The following is a 25,997-nucleotide window of genomic DNA, read 5'->3' as shown; positions in this document are numbered from 1 at the left end:
TGTGCCGATAATCGCTTGCCCGGGAAAGTGTGGCGGTTATATGTGAGGCGAATTTCTTAACCAGCGCGCCTTTACAAGGTCGTATCACGATCCTGTGCGCTCTCGTTGTGCGACCATTTTCCTGAGGAGGCCCATGCCGCTCCTAGGTTTCGAGGCGACTTTCATCGCCGTTCTGGCTCCGTTCGTGGCAGCTGCCGTCGCGCCGTTCCTGACGCGCGCCCTTGGCCACAACGCCGCCTGGCCACTGGCGCTGGTTCCGGCCGGCATCTTCCTCCATTTCGCGGGCCTGGCTCCCGAGGTCGCCGAAGGCGCCCGGTTCATGCCCGCGATATCCTGGGCACCCTACTACGGGGTGAACCTGTCGTTCCTGATCGATGGACTGTCGACGCTGTTCGCACTGCTCATCTCGGGCATCGGTACCTTCATCATTCTCTATGCGGGCGGCTATCTGAAGGGCCATCCGCATCAGGGGCGCTTCTTCTCCTTCCTGTTCCTGTTCATGGGCGCGATGCTCGGGCTGGTGCTCGGCAATGATCTGATCACGCTGTTCATCTTCTGGGAACTTACCTCGATCACCTCCTTCCTGCTGATCGGCTTCGATCATCTGCGCGCGGCCTCGCGCCGCGCCGCGCTGCAGGCGCTGGTGGTGACCGGCGGCGGCGGCCTTTCGCTGCTGGCGGGCTTCCTGCTGATCATCAACCTCACCGGCGAGACCTCGATGAGCGGCGTTCTCGCCTCCGGCGACATGCTGCGCGAGAACGGGCTCTATGCGCTGGTGCTGGTGCTGGTGCTCGGCGGCGCCTTCACCAAGTCGGCGCAGTTCCCGTTCCACTTCTGGCTGCCCAACGCCATGGAAGCGCCGACGCCCGTCTCCGCTTTCCTGCACTCCGCGACCATGGTGAAAGCCGGCGTCTATCTGCTGATGCGCATGCATCCGGTGCTTGGCGACACGATGCTCTGGACGACGATCCTGCCGTTGTTCGGCGGCGTGACGCTCATCATCGGCACGCTGCTCGCCATCCGCCAGACCGACCTGAAGCTGATGCTCGCCTACACGACAGTGGCCTCGCTCGGTCTGCTCGTCATGCTGACGGGCACGAGCTGGGACAAGGCAATCGAGGGCGCGGCGCTCTATCTGCTCGCCCACTCGCTGTTCAAGGGCGCGCTCTTCATGGTCGCCGGCACCGTCGACCATGAGGCCGGTACCCGCGACATCACCCGTCTCGGCGGCCTCAGAGGCGCCATGCCGGTGACCTTCGCCGCCGCCTGTCTCGCGGCGCTGTCGATGTGCGGCCTGCCGCCCTTCATCGGCTTCATCGCCAAGGAGTACATGTACGCTGGCACCTTCGAGGGCGCGGGCCTGCCGTCCACCGCGACGATGCTGATCACCGCCACCGCGGTGCTTGGCAACGCGATGATGCTGGTCATCGCCGCCGCTGTCGTCATCAAACCCTTCCTGGGGGCGAAGGTGGAGACGCCCAAGCATGCCCACGAAGGCCCGGTGCTGCTTTTCGCCGGCCCCGTCGTGCTGTCGCTCACGGGTCTTGCCGCCGCGCTGCTGGCCCATACGACGGGCGAGCTCTTCATTGCTCCGGTGGTGACCTCGATCCTTGGCGCGCCTTCCGGCGTGGTGCTGCACCTGGTGCCCGACCACATCGGCGCGCCGCTGATCCTGTCGCTGACGACGATTGCGCTCGGCGTGGTGCTCTATCTCTCGCTCGACCGGCTGCGGGCGGTCATCGCCGCCGTGCTTTCCGCCATCGGCTGGGGGCCGGACCGTGGGTTCGACCAGTTCATCGCCGGCATTGTCACACTGTCGACGCGCTTCACCCGGCTGGTTCAGGGCGGGCGCATGGACGTCTACATGACGCTGACGTTCCTGTTCGTGGCCGTGGCGCTGCTTGTGCCGCTGATCGCAACCGGAAACTGGCCGGCGGCGATCTCCATGCCGGGCTTCCGCTTCTACGAATGGGGCGTTCTGGCCATCGCCGCCTCGGGCCTCTATGCGGTGCTCATTGCCCGCACCCGCCTGACGGCCATCGTCTCGCTGGGCATCCAGGGCTTCGCGGTTGCGCTGATCTTCATGCTCTTCGGCGCGCCGGACCTGTCCTTCACCCAGTTCATGGTGGAGACGCTGTCGGTGGTGATCCTGGCCCTGGTCATGACCCGGCTCAACCTGCAGCCGCGCGACCATCGGCCGATGCTGCCGCGCGTCCTGCACGGCGTCATTGCCGCCGGTGTCGGCATCGGCTTCGCCGCGCTGCTGATCCGCATCACACAGATGCCGTTCGACCGCTCGCTGTCGGACTTCTTCGAGGCCTACAGCCGGACGATTGCCCACGGCCGCAACATCGTCAACGTGATCCTGGTCGACTTCCGCGGCTTCGATACCTTTGGCGAGATCTCGGTCGTGATGCTCGCCGGGCTTTGCGTGCTGGCGCTGATCCGCGTGCGGCCGAAACGGGAGCGCGCCTTCGCGCTCGACCGGGCGGCCGGCGACGAGGCGATTGAGAAGCACGAGGAGGCGCGCGTATGAGAACCGTCATCTTTCGCACCATCGCCCCCTATCTGGCGGCGCTGATGGTGCTCTTCTCGATCTTCGTGCTGTTGCGCGGCCATAACGAGCCTGGCGGCGGCTTCATCGGCGGCCTGATCGCCGCCTCGGCCTTCGCCATCTACGGCATCGCCTGTGGCGTGGCCGCGGTGCGGCGGGCGATCAGTTTTCACCCGATGAGCATTTCCGCCTCGGGTGTGTTTCTTGCCGGCATCTCCGGCCTGCCGTCGCTGTTCAGGGGGCAGCCCTTCATGACCAGCCAGTGGTGGTACGTGCAGGTGGCCGACGTGGAGGTGGCGCTGTCGACCCCGATGTTCTTCGACATCGGCGTCTATCTCGTCGTCGTCGGCTCGATCACGTCGATCGCGCTCGCGCTCGAGGAAAGGGAGAGCGACTGATGGAAGCCGCACTTTCGATCCTGATCGGCCTGTTCTTCACCGTCGCGGTCTATCTGCTGATGTCGCGTCAGCTGGTGCGCGTCCTGCTTGGCATCGCCATTCTCGGCAATGCGGTGAACCTGCTGATCTTCACCGCCGGGCGTCTTTTGCGGGAGGTTCCGCCGATCATTCCCGGGGACCAGATGGTTCCCGCCGAGACGATCGCCAACCCGCTGCCGCAGGCGCTGATCCTCACGGCCATCGTGATTTCCTTCTCCTTCTTCGCCTTCCTTCTGGTGCTGTCCTTCCGCGCCTACCAGGAGCTCGGCACGGATGACGCCAGCGAGATGCGCGTCGCCGAGCCGACCGGTGAAGCTTCGCCGCCGCAAGGGTACTGAGAATGGCAGCAACCGAACTCACCGTGGATATCTCCAATGCGATGAGCATGGAGCCGGTGGCCGCCGCCGACTGGCTGATGGTGGCCCCGCTCGTGCTCACCGCCATGGGTGGCGCGCTCTGCGTGATGACGCGCAAGAACACCAGGATCCAGCCGGCGATCGCCATCACCGTGCTGACGCTGCTGGTGGTTGTCTGCGCCAGCCTGCTCCTGCGGGTGCTCGATCATGGCGTTCTGACGATGGTCGCCGGCAACTGGCTCGCCCCCTTCGGCATCGCCTTCACCGTCGACGCGCTGGGCGCGACGCTTGCCCTGAGCGCCTCGGTTGTCGCGCTTTGCGCGGCCGTCTACGGCATCTCGGACGTGGATTCCTCCGGCCGGCGATACGGGTTCTATCCGTTCCTGATGCTGATGATGACGGGTGTCTGCGGGGCGTTCCTGACCGGCGACCTGTTCAACCTCTATGTCTGGTTCGAAGTGCTGCTGATTTCGTCCTTCGGCCTGATCGTGCTTGGCAATGAGCGCGCGCAGCTCGATGGCGCCGTCAAGTACGCGTTGCTCAACATCATCGCGACGACGTTGTTCCTGCTGGCGACGGGCCTGCTCTACGGCATCCTCGGCACGCTCAACATGGCCGACATCGCCATCAAGGCACGGGCCATCGGCACCAGCGGCCCGCTGATGACCGTCGCCGTTCTCTTCTTCCTGGCCTTTGCCATGAAGGCGGCGGCCTTCCCGGTGAACTTCTGGCTGCCGGCCTCCTACCACACGCCGCGCATCGTCGTGGCGGCGGTCTTCGCCGGCCTGCTCACCAAGGTCGGCGTCTATGCGCTGCTGCGCATCTTCGTGCTGCTGCTGCCGGACGCGCGCGTGGAGCTCGCCGATCTTATCGCGGTCGTCGCCATCGCCACCATGCTTACCGGCGTGCTTGGCGCGCTGGCGCAGACGGACCTGCGCCGGTTGCTTGGCTATCTGGTGATTTCCGGCATTGGCTCCATGCTCGCCGGTCTTGCCATCGGCACGGCGCCGGCGCTCTCGGGCGCGATCTTCTACGCCGTACATTCGATCGTGGTCATGACCGCGCTCTACATGGCGGCCGGCATGATGAACGCGCTCGGCGGTTCCTATTCGCTGCGTGAGCTCGGCGGTCTCTACCGGGTCAGCCCGGCTCTTGCCGCCGTGTTCCTGATGCTTGGCTTCGCGGTCTCGGGCCTGCCACCCTTCTCGGGCTTCTGGCCCAAGGTGATCCTCGTTGACGCCGCGTTGCGTGGCGGCCACGGCTGGATCGCCGCCGCCATTCTCGTGACCGGGCTGCTGACCACCATCGCCATCGGCCGGGTGTGGATCTATGCCTTCTGGCGCGGTGGCGCGGAAGGAACCGCAGACGGTACGGTGACCGCCTTCCATGTCCCCGAGCGGGGGGCGACGGCGGCCAATGTCTGGCTTCCGATCCTGCTGCTCCTGGCGATCGTCATCGTTCTGGGCGTCCAGCCCGAGCCGATGATGCAGCTTGCGGGCAAGGGCGCGGGAACGCTGATCGATCCCACCGGCTATATCCGTTCCGTCCTGGGAGTTGCAGCGCAATGACCGGTCTTTTCCTGATCAATCTGCTGATGGCGCTCGCCTGGGGCGCGGTGACCGGCAGCTTCTCCGTCGTCAACCTGGTGTTCGGCTTTGCCCTCGGCGCGCTCGCGCTCTACCTGATCCGCGAGCAGGTCGGCACCGTCAGATATGGCGAGCGCGTCTGGCGCGTCACCAGCCTGGCGCTTCTGTTCATCTATGAGCTTGTGCTTTCGGCGCTGCGTGTCGCGCGCATCGTCCTGTCGCCGAGCATGAACCTGAAGCCGGGCATCATCGCCTATCCGCTGACCGTCGACCGCGATTTCGAGATCACGATGCTTGCCAACCTGATCACGCTGACGCCGGGCACCCTGTCCGTCGACGTGTCCGAGGACCGCAAGGTCATCTACATCCATTGCATCGACGTGCCGGATCCGCAGGCGACGATCGACGACATCAAGAACGGGTTCGAGCGCAAGATTCTGGAGGCCTTCCGATGAGCAGTCTCGCGGCATTCTCCGGCCAGTTCCTCGATGCCTGCGTTGCGATCTCGCTGGCGGTGCTGACCGTGTCCTTCGCCCTGATCGTCGTGCGCATCGTGCGCGGGCCGACGCTGCCCGACAGGGTGGTTGCGCTCGACATGCTGGTCGCCGTCGGCATCGGCTTCATCGCCGCCATCGGCGTTCAGACCGACTATTATCTCTACCTCGACATTGCCATCGCGCTTGGACTGGTCGGGTTTCTGGCGACCGTCGCCTTCGCCCGTTTCGTGCTCAATCGCGGGCGCGCCAAGGACGCGACGATTGTCGACGAGGTCCGCGATACCGTCACCGAAAGGGAGGCTGGCCGATGAACCCGCTGTTCGAAATCGCCGTCGGTATCGTGCTGGTCGTCGGCTCGCTTTTCTCGCTGATCGCAGCCATCGGCCTGCTGCGGCTCAAGGATGTCTACATGCGCATGCATGCCGGCTCCAAGGCCGGCACGCTCGGCTCGGGACTGATGCTGATCGCGCTGGCGATCCATGCCCATGAGATCGACGTGGTGACCCGGGCGATTGCCGGCGTGGTCTTTTTCCTGCTGACCGCACCGGTGGCCGCCCATCTGCTCGCAAAAGCTGCGTTGGAGGTCGGTTACCGCCCCTGCGCGGATACGCATATCGATGAAATGCCGCGCGGCGAGGATTGACGCAGCGCCTTCATGGCACTGCTTTGCGGCAGTGCCATGAGCCATTTTCGTTTCTTGCCATGAATTCTTCGCAATCTGCTTGTGCAACCTGCGATGAAAACTAACACGTAGCGTTGATATCGCGCCGGAATGCGATTTCGTTCAATTGAAATCTGGAAGATTTCTCTTGTCGCCATTGAAGTGGCGATATATACGACTGCCATGCCTTTTGATCGGCAGAATCGTGGATGGAATCGTGGTTTTCGCAGTACTGCCACAGTACGCGGAGCCAATTTCCCGATCTTTTTTGTCGGTCTATTTCCTGTCTGTTCCGACATAACTGGTGGGTAGAAAATGACTGAGACAGTCGCCGACGACAACATCATTGACCTGACCGCCGATATCGTTTCGGCTTATGTGTCCAACAACACGGTCGCATCTGCCGATCTGGCAAGCCTTATCAACGAGGTTTACAACGCGCTGCACCGCACGAGCAGCGCGGCGGTCGAGCCTGAGCCGGAGCCGCTTCGCCCGGCAGTCGCGGTGAAGAAGTCGGTCACGCCCGACTACATCATCTGTCTCGAGGACGGCAAGAAGTTCAAGTCGCTGAAGCGTCACCTGCGTACGCACTACGACATGTCGCCGGAAGAATACCGCGAGAAGTGGGGCCTGCCGAGCGACTACCCGATGGTTGCTCCCAACTATGCGGCTGCCCGCTCGGAGCTGGCCAAGAAGATGGGTCTGGGCCAGCAGCGCAAGCGCGGCAAGTGATCCAGCAGGTCCCGGCCTTGGGGTAACCCGGCCGGAACACGATCGTCCAGAGAAGCCGTCGCGGCGCTGCCGCGACGGCTTCTCTGCGTTTTGACACAGGGGCGATCCGTGGCGTTCGCGCCCGCCACGGCGGCGGCTATCCGCCGTGAGGCTTTGGGTCGGTCACATTTTGCGTATGGCGTGCCAGGGCTTGTGCCTGTCGCAAGGCCACCAGGCGGTTGGCGTCGAACATCCACGACCCCGCGCGCCCGCGCTCCAGCTCGCGGCGCTCCTCCCTTGCCAGCCAGTCGAGCGTCGAGAGTGGATCCTTGTCGCCCGGATCTCCGCCGAGACGCGTGACGACGCGCCGATACAGCGCCCTTGCCGCCGCCGGCGAGGACGGCAGCGGCAATGGGCTGGCGTCTTTTCTTCCGGTCATGGTGGGCGGTTCCTTCTGTATCGCGGAAGGCTGGGGCAAGGCTGTGCCCCGGCACGGGACTGCGCGTGTCGCCCTCGGTTGCGGTTCCTGGAACAGACATCTTGGGCCCGTGCGTGCGGGCCGGGAATTTCCCGGCCGTGAGGCACGTCTGAGAGGCGGGCTACGGGGACTTATCCCCTTGCGCGAGAAATTCGCGTAATTGTATAGGAATATAAACCTAAGATTGTCTGGAGGGTGTGCAATGATTGGAGAGGGCCTGATCCTGGGCGGGGCATTGCCTGGACAGCCGGGAGCGCCGGCGGGTGGGGGGCGGCTTGTGAGGCCGCGTGGCGCGGGAACGATCATCGATGCCTATGTGATGTCGGCGTTCGATGTGGCGCGCGAGGATATCGAGCGGGCGAGCAGGGGGCCGGCCCATGTCGCGCTTGCCCGCCAGGTCGCGATGTATCTTCATCATGTGTTGCTGGGGCAGTCGCTGACGCAGGTCGCGGCGCGCTTCGGTCGCGACAGAACCACGGTCGCCCATGCCTGCCGGCTGGTGGAGGACCGCCGCGACGACGCAGCCTTCGACAGGCTTCTGGCGATACTTGAGGAAGGCATCGGAGCCAGCCTCGGCCACCTTCCTGCGCGCCGGGGGCATGCGTGATGGCGGACGGACTGTCGAGCGCGCGCTCGGGGGATGTTGGCGAGCGTGCGCTCGACCGGCTGCTTGGCAGGTTGCGGGCATCCGCCGGCTGGCGGCTCTCCCCCGAGGGCGCGAACCTGGCGCTCCACCCGCTCGAAGGCGGCGGCGGGCTTGCCTGCTCAAGGGCGCTGTTCGATCGGGCGGCGTCGGACGGGCTGGTCGAGCGCGCTGGGGCGGGGGTGCGGATCTCGGACCTGGGCCTTGCCCGTCTCGACCGGTTGCGGGGCGGGGCGGACGGCTTTCGCGTGCAACATCAGCTGCGGGGCACGCGCCGATTTGCAGAGCCCGGTGGCGCGGTCCTGATGGCCGAGGTCAACCTGGCCGAAAGCCCGCTCGCATGGCTGAGAACACGGCGCGGCCGTGATGGCCGCTCATTGATCGATGAGGCGCAGTTTGCCGCCGGAGAGCGCCTGCGGGCCGACCATGCCTTCGGCCAGATCGTGCCCGGTCTGGCGCGTCCGTCATGGGAGGGGATCGCCACCGGTCGGATCGATGGCGGGCGCGGCGCGGGGCGCGGCGGGGTCGCCGATCTCAGCGATCAGACTGTCGCCGCGCGCGAACGTGTGGAGCACGCGCTTCGCGCCGTCGGTCAGGAACTGACGCCGGTTCTTCTGGCGGTCTGTTGCGAGCTGAAGGGGCTGGAGCAGGTGGAAAAAGAGCGCGGCTGGCCGGCGCGCTCCGCCAAGATCATCCTGTCTCTGGCGCTGACGCGCCTTGCCCGCCACTACGGCTACGCCGAGCGGGCCTGACCTTGCGGCTGGCTCCCGCGCGCAGGCCCCCGAGGCTCAGGCGTGTGCCAGCGCGGCCCGGGCCTCCGCGCGGATGCGTTCGACCATCGACTTGAGGCCATTGGCGCGCTGCGGGGAGAGATGTTCCTTCAGGCCGATGCGGGCGAAGATTTCGTCGATGTCGGTTTCGGCGATTTCCGCGGCCGTCCGGCCCGAATAGGTGGCGAGCACGATGGCCACCAGCCCCTTGACGATATGGGCATCGCTGTCGCCCTGATAGACGAGAATCGGCGCGCTGTCGTTCCCGTTCTGGAGTGTCTTCGTGAGCCACACCTGCGACGCGCAGCCACGCACCTTGTTGGCATCGGTGCGTTCGCTCTCCGGGAATTCCGGCAGCATCCGGCCGAGCTCGATCACATAGCGATAGCGGTCGTCCCAGTCTTCGAGGAACTCGAAATTGTCGAGGATTTCGGAAAGGGGAGGGATCATCGTGCGCCGTTTGGTCAGGTGTCGGTTCGCGCTCTTATATAGAGGCAAGACAGCGTCTGGCAAACCGCGCGGGGACAGGGAAAAAGAAGACCCGCGGGCGAAAAGGGCAGCAATTCGCCCGCGGGGGCGGAGAACCCGCCAAGGGTTTGGCGCTTGCATCGGGACATGAGGCGCCGGCAAGTGCATGTCGGGTGAAGGATTTTTCTCCGCCCGGAAGATATCGGCCGCTTCTCCGTCAGCCCGAAAGGCCGGGCGGCGGGGAAGCGGCCGCAAGGGTCAGACCGGCCGGTCGCTGGCGCGGGGCTTGGGCCGGGGAAGCGCGACCGGGCCGTGCGGGACAAGCTGGTCCGGGGCCGCCGCGAGTGTGGTGGCCGGCGCGCCGGCCGGCTCGGTGTTGGCCGCGACCGGAACCAGCTTCCATTCGGGAGCAAGGTCCTCGGCCGTCAGCGTGTTGGTTCCGCCGGTGACCGTCGTATCCGGCGCGAGGCCGTCGCCGGTCTCCTCGTCGAGATAGTCATAGATCATGCGCGCGCTGACCCGGGCCTTGGCGCCGATGCGGGCGATGGCTTGGCCGCCGGTTTCGCAGGCGGCCGGGTTGCGGGTGCAAAAGCCGCTGAGGTCGCTGATCGTCGACTGTGCGGCGAAGAAGGCGTTGACCGGGTTGAGACCCGGCGTTTCCGTGCTTTCCGGTCCGGTGTCGATCGGCAGGATCAGGAGCACGAGCCCGATCCAGAAGGCCGACTTCAGAAGGAAGTACATGTTTGCTGCCCTTGATAACCTGTCACTGCGGAGGCGATCGCCGTTTCTCATTTGGCGGAACGGTCGTCGATCTCCGTCATGGCAGTCACTCTAGCACGCACCTTCCAACGCGCGGTTGAGCCAGCAGGCAGCATTTTCGGCAAATTAGAGTCGTGTTTTTCGAAAATTCGATTCAAATTTTATCTAAATTGTCGCAAGCCCGCGACGTCGGGGAAAAGTCGTGGAAATTCAGCGTATCCCCGTCTTCGGGCGCCCCGCGGCAGCGCCGCGTTTCACGCTTCCTTAAACCGTTCCTGTGACCATCGCGGCATGAAGTTTTCGATGGGCGGCAAGGGTGCCGACAGAACCGACATGACACCGGACCTTTCGCGCGGGCTGTCGTTCGCGCGCGGCTTTCTCGAAGGATTGGTGCACCCTCAGGTGGCCGGCGATGCGCTGGCCGGCCGACGTCACCGGCTGTTCATTCTCCGCCATCTGGCGCTCGGGGGGCTGGCGCTCGCGCTGCTGCCCCTTAGCCTTGCCTTCCATGGTGCGACGACACCGGCGCTGGCGCTGGCCTTCGCCTGGCTCACCGCCCACCTGCCGCTGGCCATGTATGTCTCGCGCACCGGCGAACTGGCGCGCGGTCAAGCGGTCTCGGCCGGGTTCTTCGCCCTCTTCATCGCCGCGCTTGCCGCCATGACCGGCGGGCTCGCCTCGCCGGTGCTTGCCTTCCTGGCGCTGGTGCCGCTGGAGGCGGTGCTGGCCGGGTCACGGCGCACGATCATGGCGCTGCTGGCTCTCGCGCTGGCGCTTCTCGCCGCCCTTGCCGTCTTCGCCGAAAGCGTGCCGGCTCTTGTCGGCCCTGCGCCCTCGGGCACGACGCTCGCCGCGATCGCCACCGCCGCCGCGCTTCTCTATGGAACGCTGCTGGCCCTGCGCGCCCGCGAGGAACTTGCCATGGAACGCCAGCGGGCGCAGGAAGCGGAAGCCCGGCACGAGCAGGTCGCAGCGCTTCGCGGCGACGCGGTGGCGGTGATTCTCTCCGGTGGCCGGCTCCAGTCGGTGACGCCCTCGGTGCGTGCGGTGCTGGGCCTGGGGCCGGTCGACATCCAGGGTGAGCGCTTCTTCGAACGGCTGCATGTCGCCGACCGCCCGCTCTACCTCAAGACCGTTTCCGACACATTGGCCGACGGCAGGCCGCGCACGCTGGAGCTGCGCCTGCGTCGGGGCAATGGCCGTCCGGGCGACCCGGGCCGTCCGGGTTACGGCTGGGTGGCGCTCGACTGCAACCCCGCGCCGGCGCCGGCCTTGCTGCCGCTGGCCGGTCTGCCCGCCGGGAGCAAGGCGCTTGTCTGTGCGCTGCGCGACATCGACGCGCGCAAGGTCGCGGAGGCCGAGCGCGACACGGCGCGCGCCGCCGCCGCGGACGCCTTGCAGGCACGCGCCCGCTTCCTTGCCACCGTCGGCGACGAGTTGCGCGCTCCGCTTTCCGCCATTCTCGGCTTTTCGGAGGTGATGCGGGCGATGCCGCGCGCCGGCCTCGACGAAGCCCGCATCGCCGACTACGCTGGCCTGATCCATCGTTCCGGCAGCCACCTGCTCGGATCTCTCGACGACATGCTGGAGATGGCGCGGCTGGAAGCGGGGGATGTCGCGCTTCATGCCGAAAGTTTCGACCTGCGCGCCTGCCTCGACGATTGCCGCCGCGCGCTGGAGCCGGACGCGGCCGCCCGTCGGCAGACCATCGCCACCGACATGCCGCTGCAGCTTGGCCCGGCGATTGCCGATCCGCGCGCCTGCCGGCAGATCGCGCTCAAGCTGATCTCGAATGCGCTCAAGTTCACGCCCGAGGGCGGCCGCGTCGTCGTCTTCGCCCGCAAGGGACCGGCCGGCCTCGTCTTCGGCGTTCGCGACACCGGCATCGGCATCGCTCCCGAGGACCGCGAGCGGGTCATGCAGCCCTTTGTCCGGCTGGCCGAGGCGGAGGAGCGCGAGGGCGCCGGCGTCGGCCTTGCCGTGGTCAATGCGCTGGCCGACCTGCACGGTGGCCATGTGGAGATTGAAAGCCGCCTTGGCGAGGGCGCCTGCATCTCCGTTCTGCTTCCCAATTTGCCGGAAGGCGCGATCCGGTCGCGTGGCACGGCGGCATGCGCGCCGCTGAAGGCGTCGACCACCACTGCGCGCGCCAATCGCGGCGCGCATCCGGGCGCGCGCCTTTCCGATGCCGCCGAAAGCGACGCCGGCAGGTCGTCCGCCGCCTGGAAGGACATCGCATGAGCGCGGAGCGCGGACGATGAGCCGATCCCGCAGGGGCGACGCCCCGAAGACCCCGAAGACGCAGGGACGACGCCCGGCGGGCGGCTCGGCGCGCGACGACGACCGTACGGGCATGGGCATGGGCTCGGGCATCGGCGCGGCGGCGCTTGACAATCCGGTGGCAGCCGGCGGAACGCTGGTGATGGCGCTGACCGCCTCGCTGATCGTCGCCAACGCCACCTTCTTCCAGACCACCCGCCATCAGGCCCCGCTGGTGCACACGCGTGACATGCCGGTATCGATGCAGGACGTGGGCCAGCAGACGCCGGACCCGACCGCGCTGCGCCGCCAGAAGCTGGTCCGCGAAGTGCAGATCGAACTGCGCCGCCTCGGCATGTATGAGGGAACGCTCGACGGGCTCGTCGGCCCTGCGACGGAGCGCGGCGTGCGCGCCTGGGAGCGCGCACGCGGCATTCCCGAAACAGGAGCCATCGACGACAGGCTGCTGGCCCGCCTGGCGATGGACGATGGGGTATCCGGCGGCGCGATCCCCGTGCCGCCGCTGCCGCCGCAGCAGGGGCAGTCGTCGTCGGCGGCTCCCGAAACCGCGCCGGCGACCCCGGCGTCCTCGGGACCGGGCGACATCGGCTCGCTGATCGCGGCAAGCGGCGGGGCCGCCGTGCCGCCGCAGAACCCGGCCGCCGTAAGCGCGGAGCGGGCGCGGATCTCGAAAGTGCAGGGGGCGCTTGCCGATCTCGGCTACGGCCCGATCACGGTGGACGGCTTCTTCGGCGAGCAGACCGCCAATGCCATCCGCCGCTTCGAACTCGACCGGGGCCTCGCGATCACCGGCGAGATCGGCCCGGTGCTCGAGCGCGAGCTGGACCGCGTGCGCAGAAGGTGACGCGGAGCGGGCGGGCCGCTAGGCTGCGTCCGCGCGAAAACCCGCCGCGATCCTCCGCGTGCGGCCAAACCGAACGGACCTTCTGTCATGCGACTGACCTCCGACTTCTGGGTCTCCGCGCTCGTGCGCCGATGCTACGGCGAGAATGCCTACGCCAGCGTTGCCGCGCGCGGCTCGCCGGAAGCCGGCGCCATCTACCTGATCGCCGACAGGCTGGACGGCACGCTCGACCTCTATGGTCCGGCCCCGCAGAGCTACTTCGACGAGACGACCGCCGGCGAGCGCCTGTTCGAGAAGCTGATCGCGCAGGGCGACAGGGAGGCGGTCGCGGCGCGCCTGGCGTCCGAGCGGCGGATGGATCCCGATATCTGGGTCGTGGAGATCGAGGACCGCGAGGCGCGGCTGTTCTGGGAAGTCGTGTCCGACAGCTGAGGGCGGGTACTGCCGAGATCAGATCGAAACTCTACGTTATTTCATTTTTTACGAGTCTAGAGAAATATGACGATTATCGGTGCGCGCCTGCTGCGTGTTTTAACGAGGTTTTCTCGGAGAAATACCACGATCTGCCGGATATCCGGCCGGGTGTCCGGTTGGTATCGCGGAAGCGGTGTCGGTTGCCCGTGCGCACGGGAGGCAAGGTAGCGGTCCGCTTTAGGGGCCCTGATGGAGAGCGGAATGTTCAAACGGATGAAGTCGAAGAGCGACGAACTCATTGAGGTTCTCGGGAATTTCTGCGGCGTTGGGCTGTGGGATGCGGTTCTCGTCAACGAGGATGCGCTTCATCCGAAGAGTAAGTGGACATGGACCAACGAGTTCCGCCGTCTTGTCGGCTACACCTCCGAGGCCGACTTCCCGAACAAGTGCGAGAGCTGGTCGGACAAGCTGCATCCCGATGATGTCGCGCCCACCTTTGCCGCCTTCGGCGGTGCGCTGAAGAAGGTTCCGGGCAAAAAGTCCTTTTACGACGTGACCTACCGGCTGAAGTGTGCGGATGGCGAGTATCGCTGGTTCCGCGCGACCGGCGGCATCGTGCATGACGCGAGCGGCAAGGCGATCCGTGCCTGTGGCTCGCTGGTCAATGTCCATGAGGCGACGCTTGCCGCCGAGACGTCCAAGCAGCGCGCCGAACTGCTCGCTCAGATGAGCTCCGAGTTCAATCGCCAGATGGACGCGCTGACCGGCACGCTCTCGGGAGCGGCGACCGAGCTGGAGGCGACCGCGCGCCAGCTCACCGACACGGCACAGCACACGTCCTCGCGCTCCGAGGCGGTGGTGCATGCCGCCGGCGAGGCGAGCGAGAATGTCGCCTCCGTCGCCGGCGCGGCCGAGGAACTCGGTCAGTCGGTTTCGGAAATCGGACGTCAGGTCCATCAGTCGGCAGCGCTGTCGAAGGGCGCCGTGCGCGAGGCGGAGACAACGGCTACAATCGTCTCTGAGCTGAGCACCGTTGCCGCCTCGATCGGTGGCGTCGTCGAGATGATTTCCGGCCTTGCCGCGCAAACCAACCTTCTGGCCCTCAACGCCACCATCGAGGCGGCCCGGGCCGGCGAGGCCGGCAAGGGCTTCGCGGTCGTCGCCGCCGAGGTGAAGCAGCTTGCCGACCAGACCGCGCGGGCGACCGCCGATATCTCGGACAAGGTTGCCGCGATCCAGTCCTCGACGGAACGGGCGGTCGACGTCATCGGCGGCATTTCGGAAACCATTCAGCGCATCGACGAGGCGTCCTCCTCGATCTCCTCCGCCGTCGAGCAGCAGACTGCCTCGACCCAGGAAATCGTCGGCGCGGTGGCGCGTGCCGCCGCCAGCGCCAGCGAGGTGACGTCGAACATCTCCGACGTCACCCGCGTCGCCAATGACACCGGCGCCGCCGCGGAGCAGGTGCTCTCCGCCTCGGGCGATCTGGCGGTGCAGGCGACGCAGCTGCGCAACCAGGTCGAGGACTTCGTCCGCAAGGTCGCAGCCGTCGCCTGAGGAGCGCGCGCCCCCGCGCTCGCGATCAAGGAAAAACACATCCGGCGGCGCCAGAAGGCGCCGCCGGATCCGTTTCAAGCGGGTGGTGAATGCTCATGTGCGACGGGGAGCGGGGCCCCGGCGGCTTCGGATCAAGGGGGCCCCGACGCGCTTGCGCTATTTCTGTGGGGGCGGGCGCTCCGTGCCCCAGTTCTTGTAGATGCGCGAAGGACGGGTCGGTTCTTCCTGGCCATAGCGGTTGCCGACGTCGCATCCCTTTTCGAGCTGCACGACCTCTGCGGCGAGTTTCTTCCAGGCGGAATTGGCGTCCCAGACCTTGTCATGAGAAGGGGTCTCGACCTCAAGCGAGTCGATGGCGTTGCGGTAGGACACCAGCCGGTAGCGCAGGGCCTGGCCGGCCCAGTCGATGTAGCGGCGGTTTTCCCAGACGCGCGCCTGGGCGCCGACAAGTTCCTCTTGCGAGGTGATGTCACGCCGGCCGAGCGCCCTGAGGCGCTCCTGGTCGGCCGCCATCACCCGTGTCGCCACTTCGCAGAAGGGAGGGACGAGATCGGCATCGCCGCGCGCGTCCGCGGCGACCTTGTCATAGCGCGCCTCGCTGGAGCGGTAGCGGTCCGAGCGCAGGTACTTGTAATAGAGGCCCGGGTCGGCGGTGCCGGTCTCCGGCAGGATCCGGGTTCGCATCAATTCGGTGCGAGAGCCCTCGATCCAGTCCTGTGTCGAGGGCGGGCGGATCAGCGTCCAGCCTCTTTCGCGCAACTCGCGCTCGTCGTCGGTGAGGTTGAACCGCGACACCGGTTCGCCGCGGTTGGCGGCAAGTTGCGCTCCGGCCTCCGGCATCAACAGGTCGTGAACGACGGACGGCGCGGCGCGGTCGAAGTCGCCCGTCGGGCGCTGGCAGCCGCCGGTCGCGGCACCAAGCGCCAGGGCCGCGAGGCCAAGTGCGAGCCGCTGCGCGCGGCGAGGCGCACGCGGTCGCAAGACGGCAGGGGCGGTGCGCGTGGCGGTGGTCACCCTTCAATCTTTCCCGTCCGGGCGCGTCCGGCCGCGGGGCTGCGGCGTGCGGGCCTCAAGCCCCCGAAAGCTCGGCTTCGGTCCTGTCGCGGGTCGTCAGTACGAAAAGCCCGGGTCGAGTTCCGCGCCGAGACGCGGGGCGCTTTCCTTGTTGCGCCCGATTCGTGCGGCCAGATCAAGGCCCGCGTCGCTTCCGTGGCGCTCCATGCGCACGCCGGGAAAGATCACGACCTCGCCCCGGCCCTCAGATCGCCGTGTTCCCGGGCGAAGCATGTTGCGCGCGGGACGACGGGAGAGATGGAAAATCAGAACTGTACCCATTGCATCCTCCATGAGTCTCGAAAGCCGGGCGGCAGGCCCGGGTTCCAACCCTGGCAGGTGACGAGGAACTATCTGCCGTTAGGTCAGTAGGAACGAGTCACGGTTAACAAGTCGCTAACGGTTTTGTGTCACTTTGAGGCAGTTGGCCGGGGCGTGCCCACCCGGCCGGCGTGTATGGCGTAACGTGGCACAAGCAAGCCCGGTCGTGTCGAAATCACCGAAGCATCCGGCCGCCGAAGGCGGCGAGCACTCCAGGAAGGCGATGGACGGCGTCGTGGATCTTCCCATGGAACCGGACGACGAGCGCAGGTCCCACCTTCTGCAGGCGGCGACGGAGCTCTATGTGTCTCGCTCTGGTCATGACCAGGGCGAGCAGCGCATCTATGTCGAGCTTTTCCGCCAGCTTCTGCCCGACACGCCGCCCGAGCTGCGGCTGTCGATTGCCGGTCTCGTCGCCAATTATCCGGAGACGCCCGTCGCCTGTCTCGAACAGCTTGTCGCCGACCCCAGCGTTCCCGTCGCAGCCCTTGCCCTTGCCAGCCCTAGGCCTCTGTCCGCCGTCGCCCTGATCGGTTGCGCCGCGCGCGGGCCGGAGCGCATTCGCGCCTGCGTCGCCCGCCGCGCCGAACTCGAGCCTTCCGTCGTCGTTGCGCTCATTCGCCACGCCGCGCCCGACACGGTCACCACCTTGCTGGCGCGCAAGGACGTGGCGCTCGACGAGGACGGGCTTGTCGCCGTGCTCGGCCGCGCCGACCTGCTGCCCGGCCTTGCCGCGCCGCTTGCGCGCCAGCATGTGCTGCCCGCGCGGCTGCTTTTCGCGCTGTTTCTCGATCTCGACGAGGGCGGGCGCATGGAAGCGCTCGCCGCGGCCGAAACCCGCGCCCTCGCGGATCTGGTGCGCAAGGGCGATCACTCCATTCTCAATGCCGCCTTCAAGCCGGCGGTGCTGAAGTCGCTGGTCGATGCCGCGCTTGCCGGCGGCGCGGCGGCCTTTGCCGCGCATCTGGCCTATGTGCTCGATCTGGACGGCGAGACGGCGGCGCGGATCGTCGAGGATCCGGGCGGCGAGGCGCTGATGGTGGCGCTCAAGGCGGTGGGCACCAGCGAGACGGAGACCGGGCGCATCGCCGTGCGCCTGCTCGGTCAGCGCCTGCGTCTCGACCGGCTGCGCCTGTTGCTGGCGCTGCACGACCGCATGACGCCGCGCGCCGCCTTCCACCTGATGCGCGGGCTCGCCGCCGGCGTCGCCGCCGCGCTCGAGGCGGAGGCGCGCGAGGCGGCCGCGGCCGCGCGCGAACAGTTTCGCGAGGCCGCCGGAGAGAGGACGGGAGAGCGGGCCGGCGCCCGCCATGTGTCGCTGTTCGAGGGGCAGCCGCGCAGCGAGGGCCGCGAGGCCGCGCGCACCGCTCCGCTGCAACCGGCGCGACGCGACCGCGACGCCGGCTAGCGGCGCGCGGCTAGCCGGGTGTGGCGCTTGCGCGTCTCACTCCACCGGCAGGGTCTTGCAACGCGCCTCTTCCATTGCCGTTCTCAGCAAGGTCTCGCGCGCCGGGTCGCCGTTGAACGCGCGCAGAAGCGCATAGCCGTAGCGCTCCTCCGTCTGGATCACGATCATGTCCTCGAGACCCACGGGCGGGTTCTCGCGCAGCATCGCCAGCTGCTCGGACGTGATGATCAGCACATCGAGGTGGCCGCCGTTGCCGGAGGTCCGGTCGTTGAGCGAGTAGATCGCCTCGCCCTTGGCGTTGAACAGGGCGAAGGACCAGAACGGCGGGGGCAGGGCGGCGGCGATCTCCACCGCGCCCTCGGCCAGGTCGAAGCGACAGGCTGCGTGCATCATCGCCGGATCGAGCATGGGCAGCGGCTCGGCGCCGGGCACGACCTTGGGCAGGAGATTGAAGCGCCCGTCAGGCCCGAAGGCGGCGATGCGCGCGTAGGCCGTCTGCGGCACCTGTGCCGGGATGCCCATGATCGCCGCCACATGAACAATGACGCCGAGCAGCAGCCCGGCGAGCAGGACGAGGCCGATGCGGGCCAGCGTCAGCCCGTCGGCGCGGTGGCGCCATGCGCTCCGGTGCGGCCGGGCGGACGTGTCGAGGCCGTTAGCGCTCACCGGCAGTCCCTCCGCTCGATCCGAGGCATCGGCACGTTGGCAAGGCCGGTGCCCGTCGTCAGCGGCGTGTCGTAGAGGCGCAGCGCCAGCACCAGACCGTCGGCGTCGCGCGCCGTCGGCAGCCAGTTGCCCGGCCGCGCGCGCGCCGCGGCGGTGACGGCGAAGGTGCCGTCCGGGCGGCGCAGGATCTGGCGGCTGTTGAGCCCGTGGCGCGGATGGCCCGAGCGCGGCAGGGCGAGACCGGCATCGAGCGCGGTCAGCGTCCACAGCCGCGCGGGAGCCGCCTGGCCGGAGACCTCGTAGTCACAGCCCGGATTGAGCGTTGCCCCGGTGCTGTCGTCGCGCGCCAGGAACAGCAGGCCTTCGCCGCTGGCCAGCGGCACGCGGCCGGTGCGCGCGTGGGTCGCCGCCGAATAGGGGTCGGCCTCCTCGGTGCCCTGGGTCGGCCGCGCCTCCCAGGCGCCGAGCTGCAGCCGGTCGAAGCCCGGCCCCCGCTCGACCGCGAGATAGGCGGTGAGGAACCCGCTCGAGACGCCGATGGCGAGGACGGCGAGAAGCGTGGCGAGGAAGCTCCGCCGCCGGGGCGACAGGATCGCGGGCAGGCGGTCCGGCGTCAGCCCGTCGGTCTCCGGATCGCGGTGAAGGGGCAGGGACGTCACCGGGCGAGGCTCGCCGGCTGGCCGGGGGCGGACGCCTCGGGCAGGGACGCGCGCTTGCCGATGGCGTCGAGCTGTGCGCCGATCTCCTGCAGCACCGCGATCGACGGTTCGCGCAGCAGGCGCGGGCGGTCACCGCCGCCGGCTCCCGCGCCGGCGACCAGAGCCGGATCGGCTGCGGCGGGCGCCGCGTCGACACCGGGCATTGGCCTCAACTCGATCCCGTTGTGGGCATATTCCATGATCGACTGCCAGGTCATTGCCGGCAGGCTGCCGCCGGTCATCCGTCCGGTGGAGGTGAAGTCGTCGTTGCCGAACCACACCGCCGCCGCGTAGTTGCCGGTATAGCCGACGAACCAGCCGTCGCGATAGGCCTGCGTCGTGCCGGTCTTGCCGGCCGCGGTGACGCCGGCCACCCGTGCCCGCCGGCCGGTGCCGTTCTCCACCACATTGACCAGTACCTGGTTCATCTGCTCGGCGTTTTCCTGCGGAATGACGCGCTCCGGCGCCGTGCGGTCGCGGGCGAAGTCGTAGATCACCTTGCCCTCGGAATCGCGGACCTCGAGGATCGCCGCCGGCGTCACCTTGTAGCCGCCGGTGGCGAAACTGGCGTAGGCGGTGGCCATGTCCAGCACCCGCACCTCGGCGACGCCGAGCGGCAGGGCGCGCGTGATCGGCAGCTCCGAGGTGATGCCCATGCGGTGGGCGTTCTCGACGATCTTGTCGCGCCCCAGCGACTGGGCAAGGCGCACCGGCACCGTGTTGATCGACTTGGTAAGCGCCGTGCGCAGCGTCACCGCGCCCGAGTAGCCGCGCGAGTAGTTGCGTGGGCTCCAGCCGCCGATGTTGATCGGCGCGTCCGGCACCACCGAGGCGGGCGTGTAGCCGTTCATGAAGGCGGTGATATAGACGAAGGGCTTGAAGGACGAGCCGGGCTGCCGCAGCGCGTCGACGGCGCGGTTGAACTGGCTGGCGCCATAATCCTTGCCGCCGACCATGGCGCGCACGGCCCCGGTTTGCGGAACGACGACGGCGACCGCGCCTTCCTCCACCCTGTAGCGTGCGCCGTGCTGGCGCAGACTGTCGAGCAGCGCGCGCTCCGTCTGGCGCTGCAGGCCCGGATCGAGCGTCGTGCGCACGGTGACGATGCGATCGGTGGCGAGACGCGGATGGGTACGGGCGAGTTGCTTGAGCTGGTCGAAGGCATAGTCGAGGAAATGGTCTGGCGAGCGTTCCTTGCTGCGGTCGACGGCGACCGCCGGGTTGCGCCTCGCGCCGATCACCTGCCCCTCGGTCATGAAGCCCGCCTGCACCATGTTGGTCAGCACGTCGTTGGCGCGCGCGCGCGCCGCCGGCAGGTTGATGTGGGGGGCGTATTTCGTCGGTGCCTTGAACAGGCCGGCGAGCATCGCCGCCTCGGCGAGGCTGAGCTCACGCACGTTCTTGCCGAAATAGAACTCCGAGGCGGCCGCCACGCCGAAGGTGCCGCCGCCCATATAGGCACGGTCGAGATACAGCTTCAGGATCTCGCGCTTGGAGAGGTTCATCTCCAGCCACAGCGCCAGGAAGGCTTCGTTGATCTTGCGCTCGAGCGTGCGCTCGTTGGACAGGAACAGGTTCTTGGCGAGCTGCTGGGTGAGCGATGAGCCGCCCTGCACGACGGTGCGCGCGCGCACGTTCTCGACCATGGCGCGGAACGTACCCATCACGTCGATGCCGAAATGCGAGAAGAAGCGCCGGTCCTCGGTGGCGAGCGTCGCCTTGATCAGATAGTCGGGAAGCTCCTCCAGCGGCACCGTGTCGTTGAGCAGGATGCCGCGGTGGCCGATCTCGTTGCCGAACCGGTCGAGGAAGGTGACGGAAAAATCCTCCGTCGTGCGCCAGTCGGCCCGCTCCGTCTGCTCGAAGGCGGGCTGGGCGAGCGTCAGCATGAGGATCAGGCCGAGCAACCCGAAGGTGGCGCCATCGGAGGCGAGTTCGGCGGCGACCCGGCGCGCGCCGCGCACCCGGAACCGCCGCAGCCAGGCCGAATAGCCCTCGCAGGCGATGCGAAGCGTGGTGAAGCCGCGCCACAGGATCGTGTCGAGCCAGGCGTCGAGCGACAGCAGCCGGGCACGAAGCCTCCCCCGCCGTCGCCCCTGAGGAACGGTCGGGCCGGCATGGTCATCGCCGGCCGCTCCTGCCGGCGCGGCCGTGTGCCGGGCCTGATCGTCGTGCGGGCCGCCGGATCGCTGGTTCACCTTGTCCGTCCGTTCTGCTATGGCGTGTCGTCCCGGCCTGCGTCGCGCGGCCGCGAAACATGCGACGATGCCAGCGCGCCCGCACCGGTCGGGGCGCGGCGACACCGATCCTGCCTCTTTTACTCCCGATCCGCCGGGTGTTTCAAGGAAAGCCGGACCGCGAGACGGATGGATGCCGACGATCCGGGACGGGCACGCCCGGGGCATCGAGGGAGACAGGAAAGACATGGGCGAACAGATTGACGAGAGCGGATCCCCGGCGGCGGACGAGCGCCCCTTCTGGCTGCGCAAGGGCCTCGACGAGCTGGACCCGGGCGAGTGGGAATCCCTGTGCGACGGCTGCGGCCGCTGCTGCCTCAACAAGCTCGAGGACTGGGACACCGGCGAGATCGTCTGGACCTCGCTCGCCTGCACGCTGTTCGACGATGGCAGCTGCCGCTGCCGGGACTACCCCAACCGGTTGGAGGTGGTGCCGGACTGCCTGCCGCTGACGCCGGAAACCGTGCCGGGACTGACCTGGCTGCCGCCCACCTGCGGCTACCGCCTCGTTGCCGAGGGGCGCGACCTCTACTGGTGGCACCCGCTCGTCTCCGGCGACCCGGACAGCGTCCACGCCGCCGGCATCTCCGTGCGCGGCCGCAGCTTCCCCGAGGACGGCATCGCGCTCGAGGAATACGAGCATTTCGTCGTCGACTGGCCGGCGGAAAATCCGATGGAGGACGGCGCACCGGAAGCGAAGACGCAGGCCGGCTTCATCGACTTCACGGCGAAGGGCTAGGCACGGCTTTCGCCTCCGAAGCCTTGTCCGCCGTCGCGGCGCGTTCCGACCGCCGGGCGTCTTCGGCGAAGACCACGTAATACTTGTAGATGTTGCCGACGTAGCGCACCGGCTCGCGGCTGACCCGCGCCCGCACGATCCATTCAACGTTGCCGAACCACTTGTCCGGATCGTAGCCCTTGTCGGCTGCCTCCTTGCGGAACCGCTCGAAGCGGCTCGGACCGGCGTTGTAGGCGGCGAGCGCGAAGAACGCCTGGTTGGGCGGATCGCCGGCGAGATCGGCGAAATAGGTGTCGGCGAGGAAGCGCAGGTACTTGGTGCCCGCCTCCACATTGCGGTCGGGGTCCTCGGCGACGCCGGTGATGGCGATGTTCGGATCGGCCGCGGTGGAGGGCTTGATCTGCATCAGTCCGACGGCGCCTGCCTTGCTGCGCAGGGACTGGTCCCAACGGCTTTCCTGGAACGACTGGGCCGAAACCAGCAGCCAGTCGACCAGATGCGCCTTGCCGTGCTTGACGAAGAGCGCGCGCGTGCTGTCGAAGCGACGGGCGCGATCAGGGTCGTCGAGCCGTGCCAGATAGGTGGCGTCCTTGAGGTATTTCTTCAGGATCATGTTGCCGATGAGCGTGCCCTTCCGGGCCGTGGCGACGAAGGCGTCGACCTCGGCCTTGAGCTTCGGTGTTCCCTTGCGCAAGGCGATCGAGATCGTGCCGCCCTCGCGCAGCGCTGCCTGGTCGTGCAGCGCCAGCCCACCGAGGACGCTGGCCCAGAAGGCGGCCTTGTGCGCGTCCATGACAATGAGGTCGATGCCGCCGGACAGCACCAGCTCGGCGAGATCCTCATCCTCCAGCGCGTCGTCGACCTCGACGATCTCGACCGGCGCGCGTCCGGACTTCGCTAGCCGCGTGTTGAGTGTCGTGAGACTGTCGAAATAGCTCGAGGAGCGGCGCACATGCACGCGCAGTCCGGACAGCGCTTCTGCCGAGGCGAGCGCGGGCATCTCCGCCCGGCTCACCGGGATCTCGCGCACGTCCTCATAGAGGGGATCGGAGAAGTCGACCAGTTCCCGCCGCGCCGGCGTTGCCGTCAGGTTGCCAAGGGCGATGTCGCCACGCCCCTCGGCCAGATCGGAGAACAGCCGCTCGCGCGGGGTCGGCAGAAAGACGATCTGATCGTTCGTCACCGCCTTGCCGTGGCGCTTGACGAGGAACTTGCCGAACTCGGCCATCATGTCGACGGTCGTGCCGCGCTGGGTGCCCTGGTCGATGAAATAGAAGGTACGCGAGAAGGGGACGAGCACGCGCAGGAAATTCCGCTCGGCGATTGCGTCGAAGTCGCCGGTGAAGGGCGCGCGCAGCGTCTGGGAGAGCGTGTCGGCAAGTGCTGGCTCCATCGCCCGCGCCGGGACGACGGCAAGCGCAAGCAGGGCTGCAAGGACAAGAAGGATGCGCGACAGGCGGGCGGGCAGGATCGGGAGCATGGCGACGGACCGTTCGTGGCGGCTGGAGGAAAAGTGCGCGAGTTTGCGCGTGACTCGCGCCTCCCGGCAAGAGGGAGCCGGCCCTTGCCGGCTCGGAAAGACAGGTCCGTGCGTCAGTCAAAAGAAAATAGGAAAATATTCTTGACAGCGTGACGCTGATCGACTAGGGTTGCTTCATGGTCGCAGAGGTGCGGCCGACGGGCGGTCGTTGACGTTGCCCGTGCGGCGGACGTTTTCGGAAAGGCTCTTCTCCCCTTGTGGAGGGACTTTCCGGACCGCTGATACGGAGTTTGAAGACCGCCGGCACAGCGTTTGCCGATGCAGACACAGAGTTCGAGAAAAGGCCTGGATCGCCCCTGCGGGGAGCTTGATCCGGGCCTTTTTTGTTTCGGGCGACGCCGGCCGGCATGTCGCGGAAACGAGGGGAGGGGGCATGTCGGGCACCACGCATGACGGGCCGGACGCCGCCGCCGCCGGGCGCACGCCGCCGGATGCGCCCCTGCGCAAGCGGGGGCGGCGAAAGCAGCCGGTGCATCTGTCGGCGCCGGCGTGGAAGGCGGCACGGCTTCTCTATGAGGACGGGGCGGCCGACTTCGACGCCATCGCGGAAAAGGTCGGGGTGACGCGGGCAACCGTGATCCGCCGGGCGAAGACCGAGGGCTGGGTGCGCCAGGGCGATCTTCGCGATCTGATCGACAGCGGCGACGCGCGCGGGCTGACCCGGATGGTGGCGCGGCTGACGGCGGCCTTCGAGGCGCAGATCCGCGCCGTCGAACTTCAGTTCAGGAAGGTCCGCGAGGATGCGGAGAACATGACTGAAATCGCCGATGCGGCAAGCGTCGAACGCAATGCCCGCACGCTCGGCAGCCTGGCCAAGACGCTCGACATCCTGATCGAGCTGAGAAGCGGGCTCTCGGGGCTCGAACCGCAGGAAAGGGACGAGGATGCACTCAGGCGAGAGCTTGCGCAGCGCCTTGATCGACTGCGCCGGAGCGGGCCGGCTGCCGGAGTTCCTGGCGGGACTCGGCCCGGCTGAACTGGGGTTTCTCCGCCACGACTGGGACCTGTGGGCGCATGCCCACCAGCGTCCGCCACCGGGCGACTGGCGGCTGTGGCTGCTGATGGGCGGGCGCGGCGCCGGCAAGACGCGGGCCGGCGCCGAATGGCTGCGGGCCTGCGTCAAGGCGGGCGCCGGACGCATCGCGCTCGTCGGCGAGACACTGCTCGACGCGCGCGAGGTGATGATCGAGGGCGTCTCGGGCCTGCTTGCCGTTCATCGCGAGCAGGAGCGGCCGCAATGGCTGCCCTCGCGCCGCAGGCTGGAGTGGCGCAACGGCGCGGTGGCGCAGGTGTTCTCCTCAGAGGATCCGGACGCTCTGCGCGGACCCCAGTTCGAGCTGGCCTGGTGCGATGAGCTGGCAAAATGGCGTCACCCGCAGGAAACCTGGGACATGCTGCAATTCGGCCTGCGGCTGGGCGCGCATCCGCGCCAGTTGGTGACGACGACGCCGCGGCCGATCCCGCTGCTGAAGCGGCTGGCGGGCGATCCGGCGACGCGCGTCGCGCGGGCGGCGACGGAGGCGAATGCGGCACATCTGGCCAAGGGCTTCGTTACCGCCGTGCGCGGCCGCTACGCCGGAACGCGGCTGGCGCGGCAGGAACTCGACGGCGAGATCGTCGACGAGCGTTCCGGCGCCATGTGGAGCCGCGACCGGCTGGAGGCGGCGCGCGCCGATGCGGCGCCGGGGCTGGTGCGGATCGTCGTCGCCGTCGACCCGCCGGCAAGTTCGGGGCGCAAGTCCGACGCCTGCGGCATCGTCGCCGCCGGGATCGATGCGGCTGGCATCGTCCATGTGCTGGCCGATGCCAGCGTTGCCGCCGCGACGCCGGCGCGCTGGGCCCGCGCCGCCGTCGCCCTGTGGCGGGAGCTGGAGGCGGACTGCCTGGTCGCCGAGGTCAACCAGGGCGGCGAGATGGTGGGCGCGGTGATCGCCGGCGTCGACGCCGGCGTGCCGGTGAAGCCTGTGCGGGCGCGGCGCGGCAAGTGGCTGAGGGCCGAGCCGGTCGCCATGCTCTACGACAAGGGACGCGTGCGCCATGTCGGGGCCTTCTGCGAACTCGAGGACGAGATGACGGACTTCACCAGCGAGGGGCTGTCGAACGGCCGCTCGCCCGACCGGCTCGACGCGCTGGTCTACGCCGTCCACGAACTGGCGCTGGGCACGCGCGGCGAGCCGCGCCTGCGCCACGTCTGAGTGGCGGAAGCTCAGGCTGAACTTCAGCAACTTGAATCGGTTTCGCAAGCGCCCGAGCATCGCGTCGGGCGGCGGAATCATTTTCTCGGCTTTTCAGGAAAAAGGATTCCCGATCATGGGCTTGC

General features: G+C 67.8%; 27 protein-coding genes. 18 read left to right on the top strand and 9 right to left on the bottom strand.

Features of this window, described 5'->3' with window-relative positions:
- Positions 1 to 133 precede the first annotated feature (133 nt).
- The 8 genes from ACSLUQ_RS10115 to ACSLUQ_RS10080 all read left to right on the top strand — a co-directional run bounded on the left by ACSLUQ_RS10115 (position 134) and on the right by ACSLUQ_RS10080 (position 6,823).
- On the top strand, positions 134 to 2,536 hold the full coding sequence (locus ACSLUQ_RS10115) for a putative monovalent cation/H+ antiporter subunit A (protein WP_417773719.1): 2,403 nt from the start codon (positions 134 to 136) through the stop codon (positions 2,534 to 2,536).
- Positions 2,533 to 2,952, top strand: a complete 420-nt coding sequence (locus ACSLUQ_RS10110) for a Na+/H+ antiporter subunit B (RefSeq protein WP_417773718.1) — start codon at positions 2,533 to 2,535, stop codon at positions 2,950 to 2,952. Before ACSLUQ_RS10115 ends, ACSLUQ_RS10110 begins: the two co-directional genes overlap by 4 nt.
- Positions 2,952 to 3,329, top strand: coding sequence for a Na+/H+ antiporter subunit C (locus ACSLUQ_RS10105; RefSeq protein ID WP_417773717.1), 378 nt, complete (start codon positions 2,952 to 2,954; stop codon positions 3,327 to 3,329). Before ACSLUQ_RS10110 ends, ACSLUQ_RS10105 begins: the two co-directional genes overlap by 1 nt.
- Positions 3,330 to 3,331: 2 nt before the next feature.
- A complete protein-coding gene (locus ACSLUQ_RS10100) occupies positions 3,332 to 4,915 on the top strand; it encodes a Na+/H+ antiporter subunit D (protein WP_417773716.1) in 1,584 nt (527 codons plus the stop codon).
- Positions 4,912 to 5,388 carry a Na+/H+ antiporter subunit E gene (locus ACSLUQ_RS10095; protein WP_417773715.1) on the top strand — a complete coding sequence of 159 codons (477 nt, stop codon included), beginning with the start codon at positions 4,912 to 4,914 and terminating at the stop codon, positions 5,386 to 5,388. The genes ACSLUQ_RS10100 and ACSLUQ_RS10095 overlap by 4 nt, the downstream gene beginning before the upstream one ends.
- Complete coding sequence (locus ACSLUQ_RS10090) at positions 5,385 to 5,741, top strand: cation:proton antiporter (protein WP_417773714.1); 357 nt, start codon at positions 5,385 to 5,387, stop codon at positions 5,739 to 5,741. Before ACSLUQ_RS10095 ends, ACSLUQ_RS10090 begins: the two co-directional genes overlap by 4 nt.
- On the top strand, positions 5,738 to 6,073 hold the full coding sequence (gene mnhG, locus ACSLUQ_RS10085; protein WP_417773713.1) for a monovalent cation/H(+) antiporter subunit G: 336 nt from the start codon (positions 5,738 to 5,740) through the stop codon (positions 6,071 to 6,073). The genes ACSLUQ_RS10090 and mnhG overlap by 4 nt, the downstream gene beginning before the upstream one ends.
- 333 nt (positions 6,074 to 6,406) lie before the next feature.
- The gene (locus ACSLUQ_RS10080; protein WP_417773712.1) at positions 6,407 to 6,823 is read left to right on the top strand and encodes a Ros/MucR family transcriptional regulator; all 417 of its coding nucleotides are present in this window, start codon (positions 6,407 to 6,409) and stop codon (positions 6,821 to 6,823) included.
- A gap of 136 nt (positions 6,824 to 6,959) precedes the next feature.
- Here ACSLUQ_RS10080 and ACSLUQ_RS10075 read toward each other — a convergent pair whose 3' ends face one another.
- Positions 6,960 to 7,241 (bottom strand): hypothetical protein, encoded by a 282-nt coding sequence (locus tag ACSLUQ_RS10075; protein ID WP_461808426.1) that lies wholly within the window; start codon positions 7,239 to 7,241, stop codon positions 6,960 to 6,962.
- 241 nt (positions 7,242 to 7,482) lie between these two features.
- Here ACSLUQ_RS10075 and ACSLUQ_RS10070 point away from each other — a divergent pair, with 241 nt between their 5' ends.
- Together ACSLUQ_RS10070 and ACSLUQ_RS10065 are read left to right on the top strand one after the other, a co-directional pair.
- Positions 7,483 to 7,887 carry a helix-turn-helix domain-containing protein gene (locus ACSLUQ_RS10070; RefSeq protein WP_417773710.1) on the top strand — a complete coding sequence of 135 codons (405 nt, stop codon included), beginning with the start codon at positions 7,483 to 7,485 and terminating at the stop codon, positions 7,885 to 7,887.
- Positions 7,887 to 8,675, top strand: a complete 789-nt coding sequence (locus tag ACSLUQ_RS10065; protein ID WP_461808425.1) for a DUF6456 domain-containing protein — start codon at positions 7,887 to 7,889, stop codon at positions 8,673 to 8,675. Before ACSLUQ_RS10070 ends, ACSLUQ_RS10065 begins: the two co-directional genes overlap by 1 nt.
- 36 nt (positions 8,676 to 8,711) lie before the next feature.
- Here ACSLUQ_RS10065 and ACSLUQ_RS10060 read toward each other — a convergent pair whose 3' ends face one another.
- Both ACSLUQ_RS10060 and ACSLUQ_RS10055 read right to left on the bottom strand, forming a co-directional pair.
- On the bottom strand, positions 8,712 to 9,143 hold the full coding sequence (locus tag ACSLUQ_RS10060; RefSeq protein ID WP_417773708.1) for a SufE family protein: 432 nt from the start codon (positions 9,141 to 9,143) through the stop codon (positions 8,712 to 8,714).
- 276 nt (positions 9,144 to 9,419) lie between these two features.
- Entirely contained in the window at positions 9,420 to 9,902 is a 483-nt protein-coding gene (locus ACSLUQ_RS10055) for a DUF5330 domain-containing protein (RefSeq protein ID WP_417773707.1), read from the bottom strand.
- A 309-nt stretch (positions 9,903 to 10,211) separates the two neighbouring features.
- Here ACSLUQ_RS10055 and ACSLUQ_RS10050 point away from each other — a divergent pair, with 309 nt between their 5' ends.
- The 4 genes from ACSLUQ_RS10050 to ACSLUQ_RS10035 all read left to right on the top strand — a co-directional run bounded on the left by ACSLUQ_RS10050 (position 10,212) and on the right by ACSLUQ_RS10035 (position 15,015).
- Positions 10,212 to 12,161 carry a PAS domain-containing sensor histidine kinase gene (locus ACSLUQ_RS10050; protein ID WP_461808424.1) on the top strand — a complete coding sequence of 650 codons (1,950 nt, stop codon included), beginning with the start codon at positions 10,212 to 10,214 and terminating at the stop codon, positions 12,159 to 12,161.
- Between the two features lie 16 nt (positions 12,162 to 12,177).
- Positions 12,178 to 13,044, top strand: a complete 867-nt coding sequence (locus ACSLUQ_RS10045) for a peptidoglycan-binding domain-containing protein (RefSeq protein WP_461808423.1) — start codon at positions 12,178 to 12,180, stop codon at positions 13,042 to 13,044.
- Positions 13,045 to 13,131: 87 nt separating this feature from the next.
- Positions 13,132 to 13,476: a DUF1491 family protein gene (locus ACSLUQ_RS10040; protein WP_417773704.1), complete on the top strand. Its 345-nt coding sequence runs from the start codon at positions 13,132 to 13,134 to the stop codon at positions 13,474 to 13,476.
- Between the two features lie 243 nt (positions 13,477 to 13,719).
- Positions 13,720 to 15,015, top strand: a complete 1,296-nt coding sequence (locus ACSLUQ_RS10035) for a methyl-accepting chemotaxis protein (protein ID WP_461808422.1) — start codon at positions 13,720 to 13,722, stop codon at positions 15,013 to 15,015.
- A gap of 156 nt (positions 15,016 to 15,171) precedes the next feature.
- On the opposite strand, the gene ACSLUQ_RS10030 is transcribed toward ACSLUQ_RS10035, so the two are convergent.
- Positions 15,172 to 16,029, bottom strand: a complete 858-nt coding sequence (locus ACSLUQ_RS10030) for a hypothetical protein (protein WP_461808421.1) — start codon at positions 16,027 to 16,029, stop codon at positions 15,172 to 15,174.
- A 96-nt stretch (positions 16,030 to 16,125) separates the two neighbouring features.
- Complete coding sequence (locus ACSLUQ_RS10025; RefSeq protein ID WP_417773701.1) at positions 16,126 to 16,350, bottom strand: hypothetical protein; 225 nt, start codon at positions 16,348 to 16,350, stop codon at positions 16,126 to 16,128.
- A gap of 205 nt (positions 16,351 to 16,555) precedes the next feature.
- Between ACSLUQ_RS10025 and ACSLUQ_RS10020 the strand changes: the two genes are divergently transcribed.
- The gene (locus tag ACSLUQ_RS10020; RefSeq protein ID WP_461808420.1) at positions 16,556 to 17,797 is read left to right on the top strand and encodes a DUF2336 domain-containing protein; all 1,242 of its coding nucleotides are present in this window, start codon (positions 16,556 to 16,558) and stop codon (positions 17,795 to 17,797) included.
- A gap of 36 nt (positions 17,798 to 17,833) precedes the next feature.
- Here ACSLUQ_RS10020 and ACSLUQ_RS10015 read toward each other — a convergent pair whose 3' ends face one another.
- Genes ACSLUQ_RS10015 through ACSLUQ_RS10005 form a run of 3 tightly spaced genes read right to left on the bottom strand, consistent with a single transcriptional unit; the run spans position 17,834 to position 21,227 of the window.
- Positions 17,834 to 18,463, bottom strand: coding sequence for a DUF1254 domain-containing protein (locus ACSLUQ_RS10015; protein WP_461808419.1), 630 nt, complete (start codon positions 18,461 to 18,463; stop codon positions 17,834 to 17,836).
- The gene (locus tag ACSLUQ_RS10010) at positions 18,460 to 19,122 is read right to left on the bottom strand and encodes a DUF1214 domain-containing protein (protein ID WP_417774315.1); all 663 of its coding nucleotides are present in this window, start codon (positions 19,120 to 19,122) and stop codon (positions 18,460 to 18,462) included. The genes ACSLUQ_RS10015 and ACSLUQ_RS10010 overlap by 4 nt, the downstream gene beginning before the upstream one ends.
- Positions 19,119 to 21,227, bottom strand: coding sequence for a transglycosylase domain-containing protein (locus ACSLUQ_RS10005; RefSeq protein ID WP_461808490.1), 2,109 nt, complete (start codon positions 21,225 to 21,227; stop codon positions 19,119 to 19,121). Before ACSLUQ_RS10005 ends, ACSLUQ_RS10010 begins: the two co-directional genes overlap by 4 nt.
- Positions 21,228 to 21,585: 358 nt before the next feature.
- Here ACSLUQ_RS10005 and ACSLUQ_RS10000 point away from each other — a divergent pair, with 358 nt between their 5' ends.
- Positions 21,586 to 22,137 carry a YcgN family cysteine cluster protein gene (locus tag ACSLUQ_RS10000; RefSeq protein WP_417774317.1) on the top strand — a complete coding sequence of 184 codons (552 nt, stop codon included), beginning with the start codon at positions 21,586 to 21,588 and terminating at the stop codon, positions 22,135 to 22,137.
- Here ACSLUQ_RS10000 and ACSLUQ_RS09995 read toward each other — a convergent pair.
- Positions 22,121 to 23,617, bottom strand: a complete 1,497-nt coding sequence (locus ACSLUQ_RS09995) for an MltF family protein (protein ID WP_461808418.1) — start codon at positions 23,615 to 23,617, stop codon at positions 22,121 to 22,123. The genes ACSLUQ_RS10000 and ACSLUQ_RS09995 overlap by 17 nt on opposite strands.
- A 433-nt stretch (positions 23,618 to 24,050) precedes the next feature.
- Here ACSLUQ_RS09995 and ACSLUQ_RS09990 point away from each other — a divergent pair, with 433 nt between their 5' ends.
- Together ACSLUQ_RS09990 and ACSLUQ_RS09985 are read left to right on the top strand one after the other, a co-directional pair.
- Positions 24,051 to 24,653 carry a hypothetical protein gene (locus tag ACSLUQ_RS09990; RefSeq protein WP_461808417.1) on the top strand — a complete coding sequence of 201 codons (603 nt, stop codon included), beginning with the start codon at positions 24,051 to 24,053 and terminating at the stop codon, positions 24,651 to 24,653.
- Complete coding sequence (locus ACSLUQ_RS09985; protein ID WP_461808416.1) at positions 24,562 to 25,872, top strand: DNA-packaging protein; 1,311 nt, start codon at positions 24,562 to 24,564, stop codon at positions 25,870 to 25,872. Before ACSLUQ_RS09990 ends, ACSLUQ_RS09985 begins: the two co-directional genes overlap by 92 nt.
- The last annotated feature ends 125 nt before the right edge of the window (positions 25,873 to 25,997 follow it).

It is taken from the genome of Stappia sp. ICDLI1TA098 (assembly GCF_054880955.1).
The sequence above is the reverse complement of the archived record's forward strand: the minus strand, read 5'-3'. Positions and strand labels throughout refer to the sequence as shown.

Excerpts from the sequence above, each read along its gene's own strand:
- ACSLUQ_RS10075 (WP_461808426.1), bottom strand. The coding sequence starts at position 7,241 with ATGACCGGAAGAAAAGACGCCAGCCCATTGCCGCTGCCGTCCTCGCCG.
- ACSLUQ_RS10115 (WP_417773719.1), top strand. The coding sequence starts at position 134 with ATGCCGCTCCTAGGTTTCGAGGCGACTTTCATCGCCGTTCTGGCTCCG.
- ACSLUQ_RS10065 (WP_461808425.1), top strand. The coding sequence starts at position 7,887 with ATGGCGGACGGACTGTCGAGCGCGCGCTCGGGGGATGTTGGCGAGCGT.
- ACSLUQ_RS10040 (WP_417773704.1), top strand. The coding sequence starts at position 13,132 with ATGCGACTGACCTCCGACTTCTGGGTCTCCGCGCTCGTGCGCCGATGC.
- ACSLUQ_RS09990 (WP_461808417.1), top strand. The coding sequence starts at position 24,051 with ATGTCGGGCACCACGCATGACGGGCCGGACGCCGCCGCCGCCGGGCGC.
- ACSLUQ_RS09995 (WP_461808418.1), bottom strand. The coding sequence starts at position 23,617 with ATGCTCCCGATCCTGCCCGCCCGCCTGTCGCGCATCCTTCTTGTCCTT.
- ACSLUQ_RS10090 (WP_417773714.1), top strand. The coding sequence starts at position 5,385 with ATGAGCAGTCTCGCGGCATTCTCCGGCCAGTTCCTCGATGCCTGCGTT.
- mnhG (WP_417773713.1), top strand. The coding sequence starts at position 5,738 with ATGAACCCGCTGTTCGAAATCGCCGTCGGTATCGTGCTGGTCGTCGGC.
- ACSLUQ_RS10000 (WP_417774317.1), top strand. The coding sequence starts at position 21,586 with ATGGGCGAACAGATTGACGAGAGCGGATCCCCGGCGGCGGACGAGCGC.
- ACSLUQ_RS10105 (WP_417773717.1), top strand. The coding sequence starts at position 2,952 with ATGGAAGCCGCACTTTCGATCCTGATCGGCCTGTTCTTCACCGTCGCG.
- ACSLUQ_RS10035 (WP_461808422.1), top strand. The coding sequence starts at position 13,720 with ATGTTCAAACGGATGAAGTCGAAGAGCGACGAACTCATTGAGGTTCTC.
- ACSLUQ_RS10045 (WP_461808423.1), top strand. The coding sequence starts at position 12,178 with ATGAGCCGATCCCGCAGGGGCGACGCCCCGAAGACCCCGAAGACGCAG.
- ACSLUQ_RS10100 (WP_417773716.1), top strand. The coding sequence starts at position 3,332 with ATGGCAGCAACCGAACTCACCGTGGATATCTCCAATGCGATGAGCATG.
- ACSLUQ_RS10095 (WP_417773715.1), top strand. The coding sequence starts at position 4,912 with ATGACCGGTCTTTTCCTGATCAATCTGCTGATGGCGCTCGCCTGGGGC.
- ACSLUQ_RS10110 (WP_417773718.1), top strand. The coding sequence starts at position 2,533 with ATGAGAACCGTCATCTTTCGCACCATCGCCCCCTATCTGGCGGCGCTG.
- ACSLUQ_RS09985 (WP_461808416.1), top strand. The coding sequence starts at position 24,562 with ATGCACTCAGGCGAGAGCTTGCGCAGCGCCTTGATCGACTGCGCCGGA.
- ACSLUQ_RS10050 (WP_461808424.1), top strand. The coding sequence starts at position 10,212 with ATGAAGTTTTCGATGGGCGGCAAGGGTGCCGACAGAACCGACATGACA.
- ACSLUQ_RS10025 (WP_417773701.1), bottom strand. The coding sequence starts at position 16,350 with ATGGGTACAGTTCTGATTTTCCATCTCTCCCGTCGTCCCGCGCGCAAC.
- ACSLUQ_RS10060 (WP_417773708.1), bottom strand. The coding sequence starts at position 9,143 with ATGATCCCTCCCCTTTCCGAAATCCTCGACAATTTCGAGTTCCTCGAA.
- ACSLUQ_RS10070 (WP_417773710.1), top strand. The coding sequence starts at position 7,483 with ATGATTGGAGAGGGCCTGATCCTGGGCGGGGCATTGCCTGGACAGCCG.
- ACSLUQ_RS10055 (WP_417773707.1), bottom strand. The coding sequence starts at position 9,902 with ATGTACTTCCTTCTGAAGTCGGCCTTCTGGATCGGGCTCGTGCTCCTG.
- ACSLUQ_RS10080 (WP_417773712.1), top strand. The coding sequence starts at position 6,407 with ATGACTGAGACAGTCGCCGACGACAACATCATTGACCTGACCGCCGAT.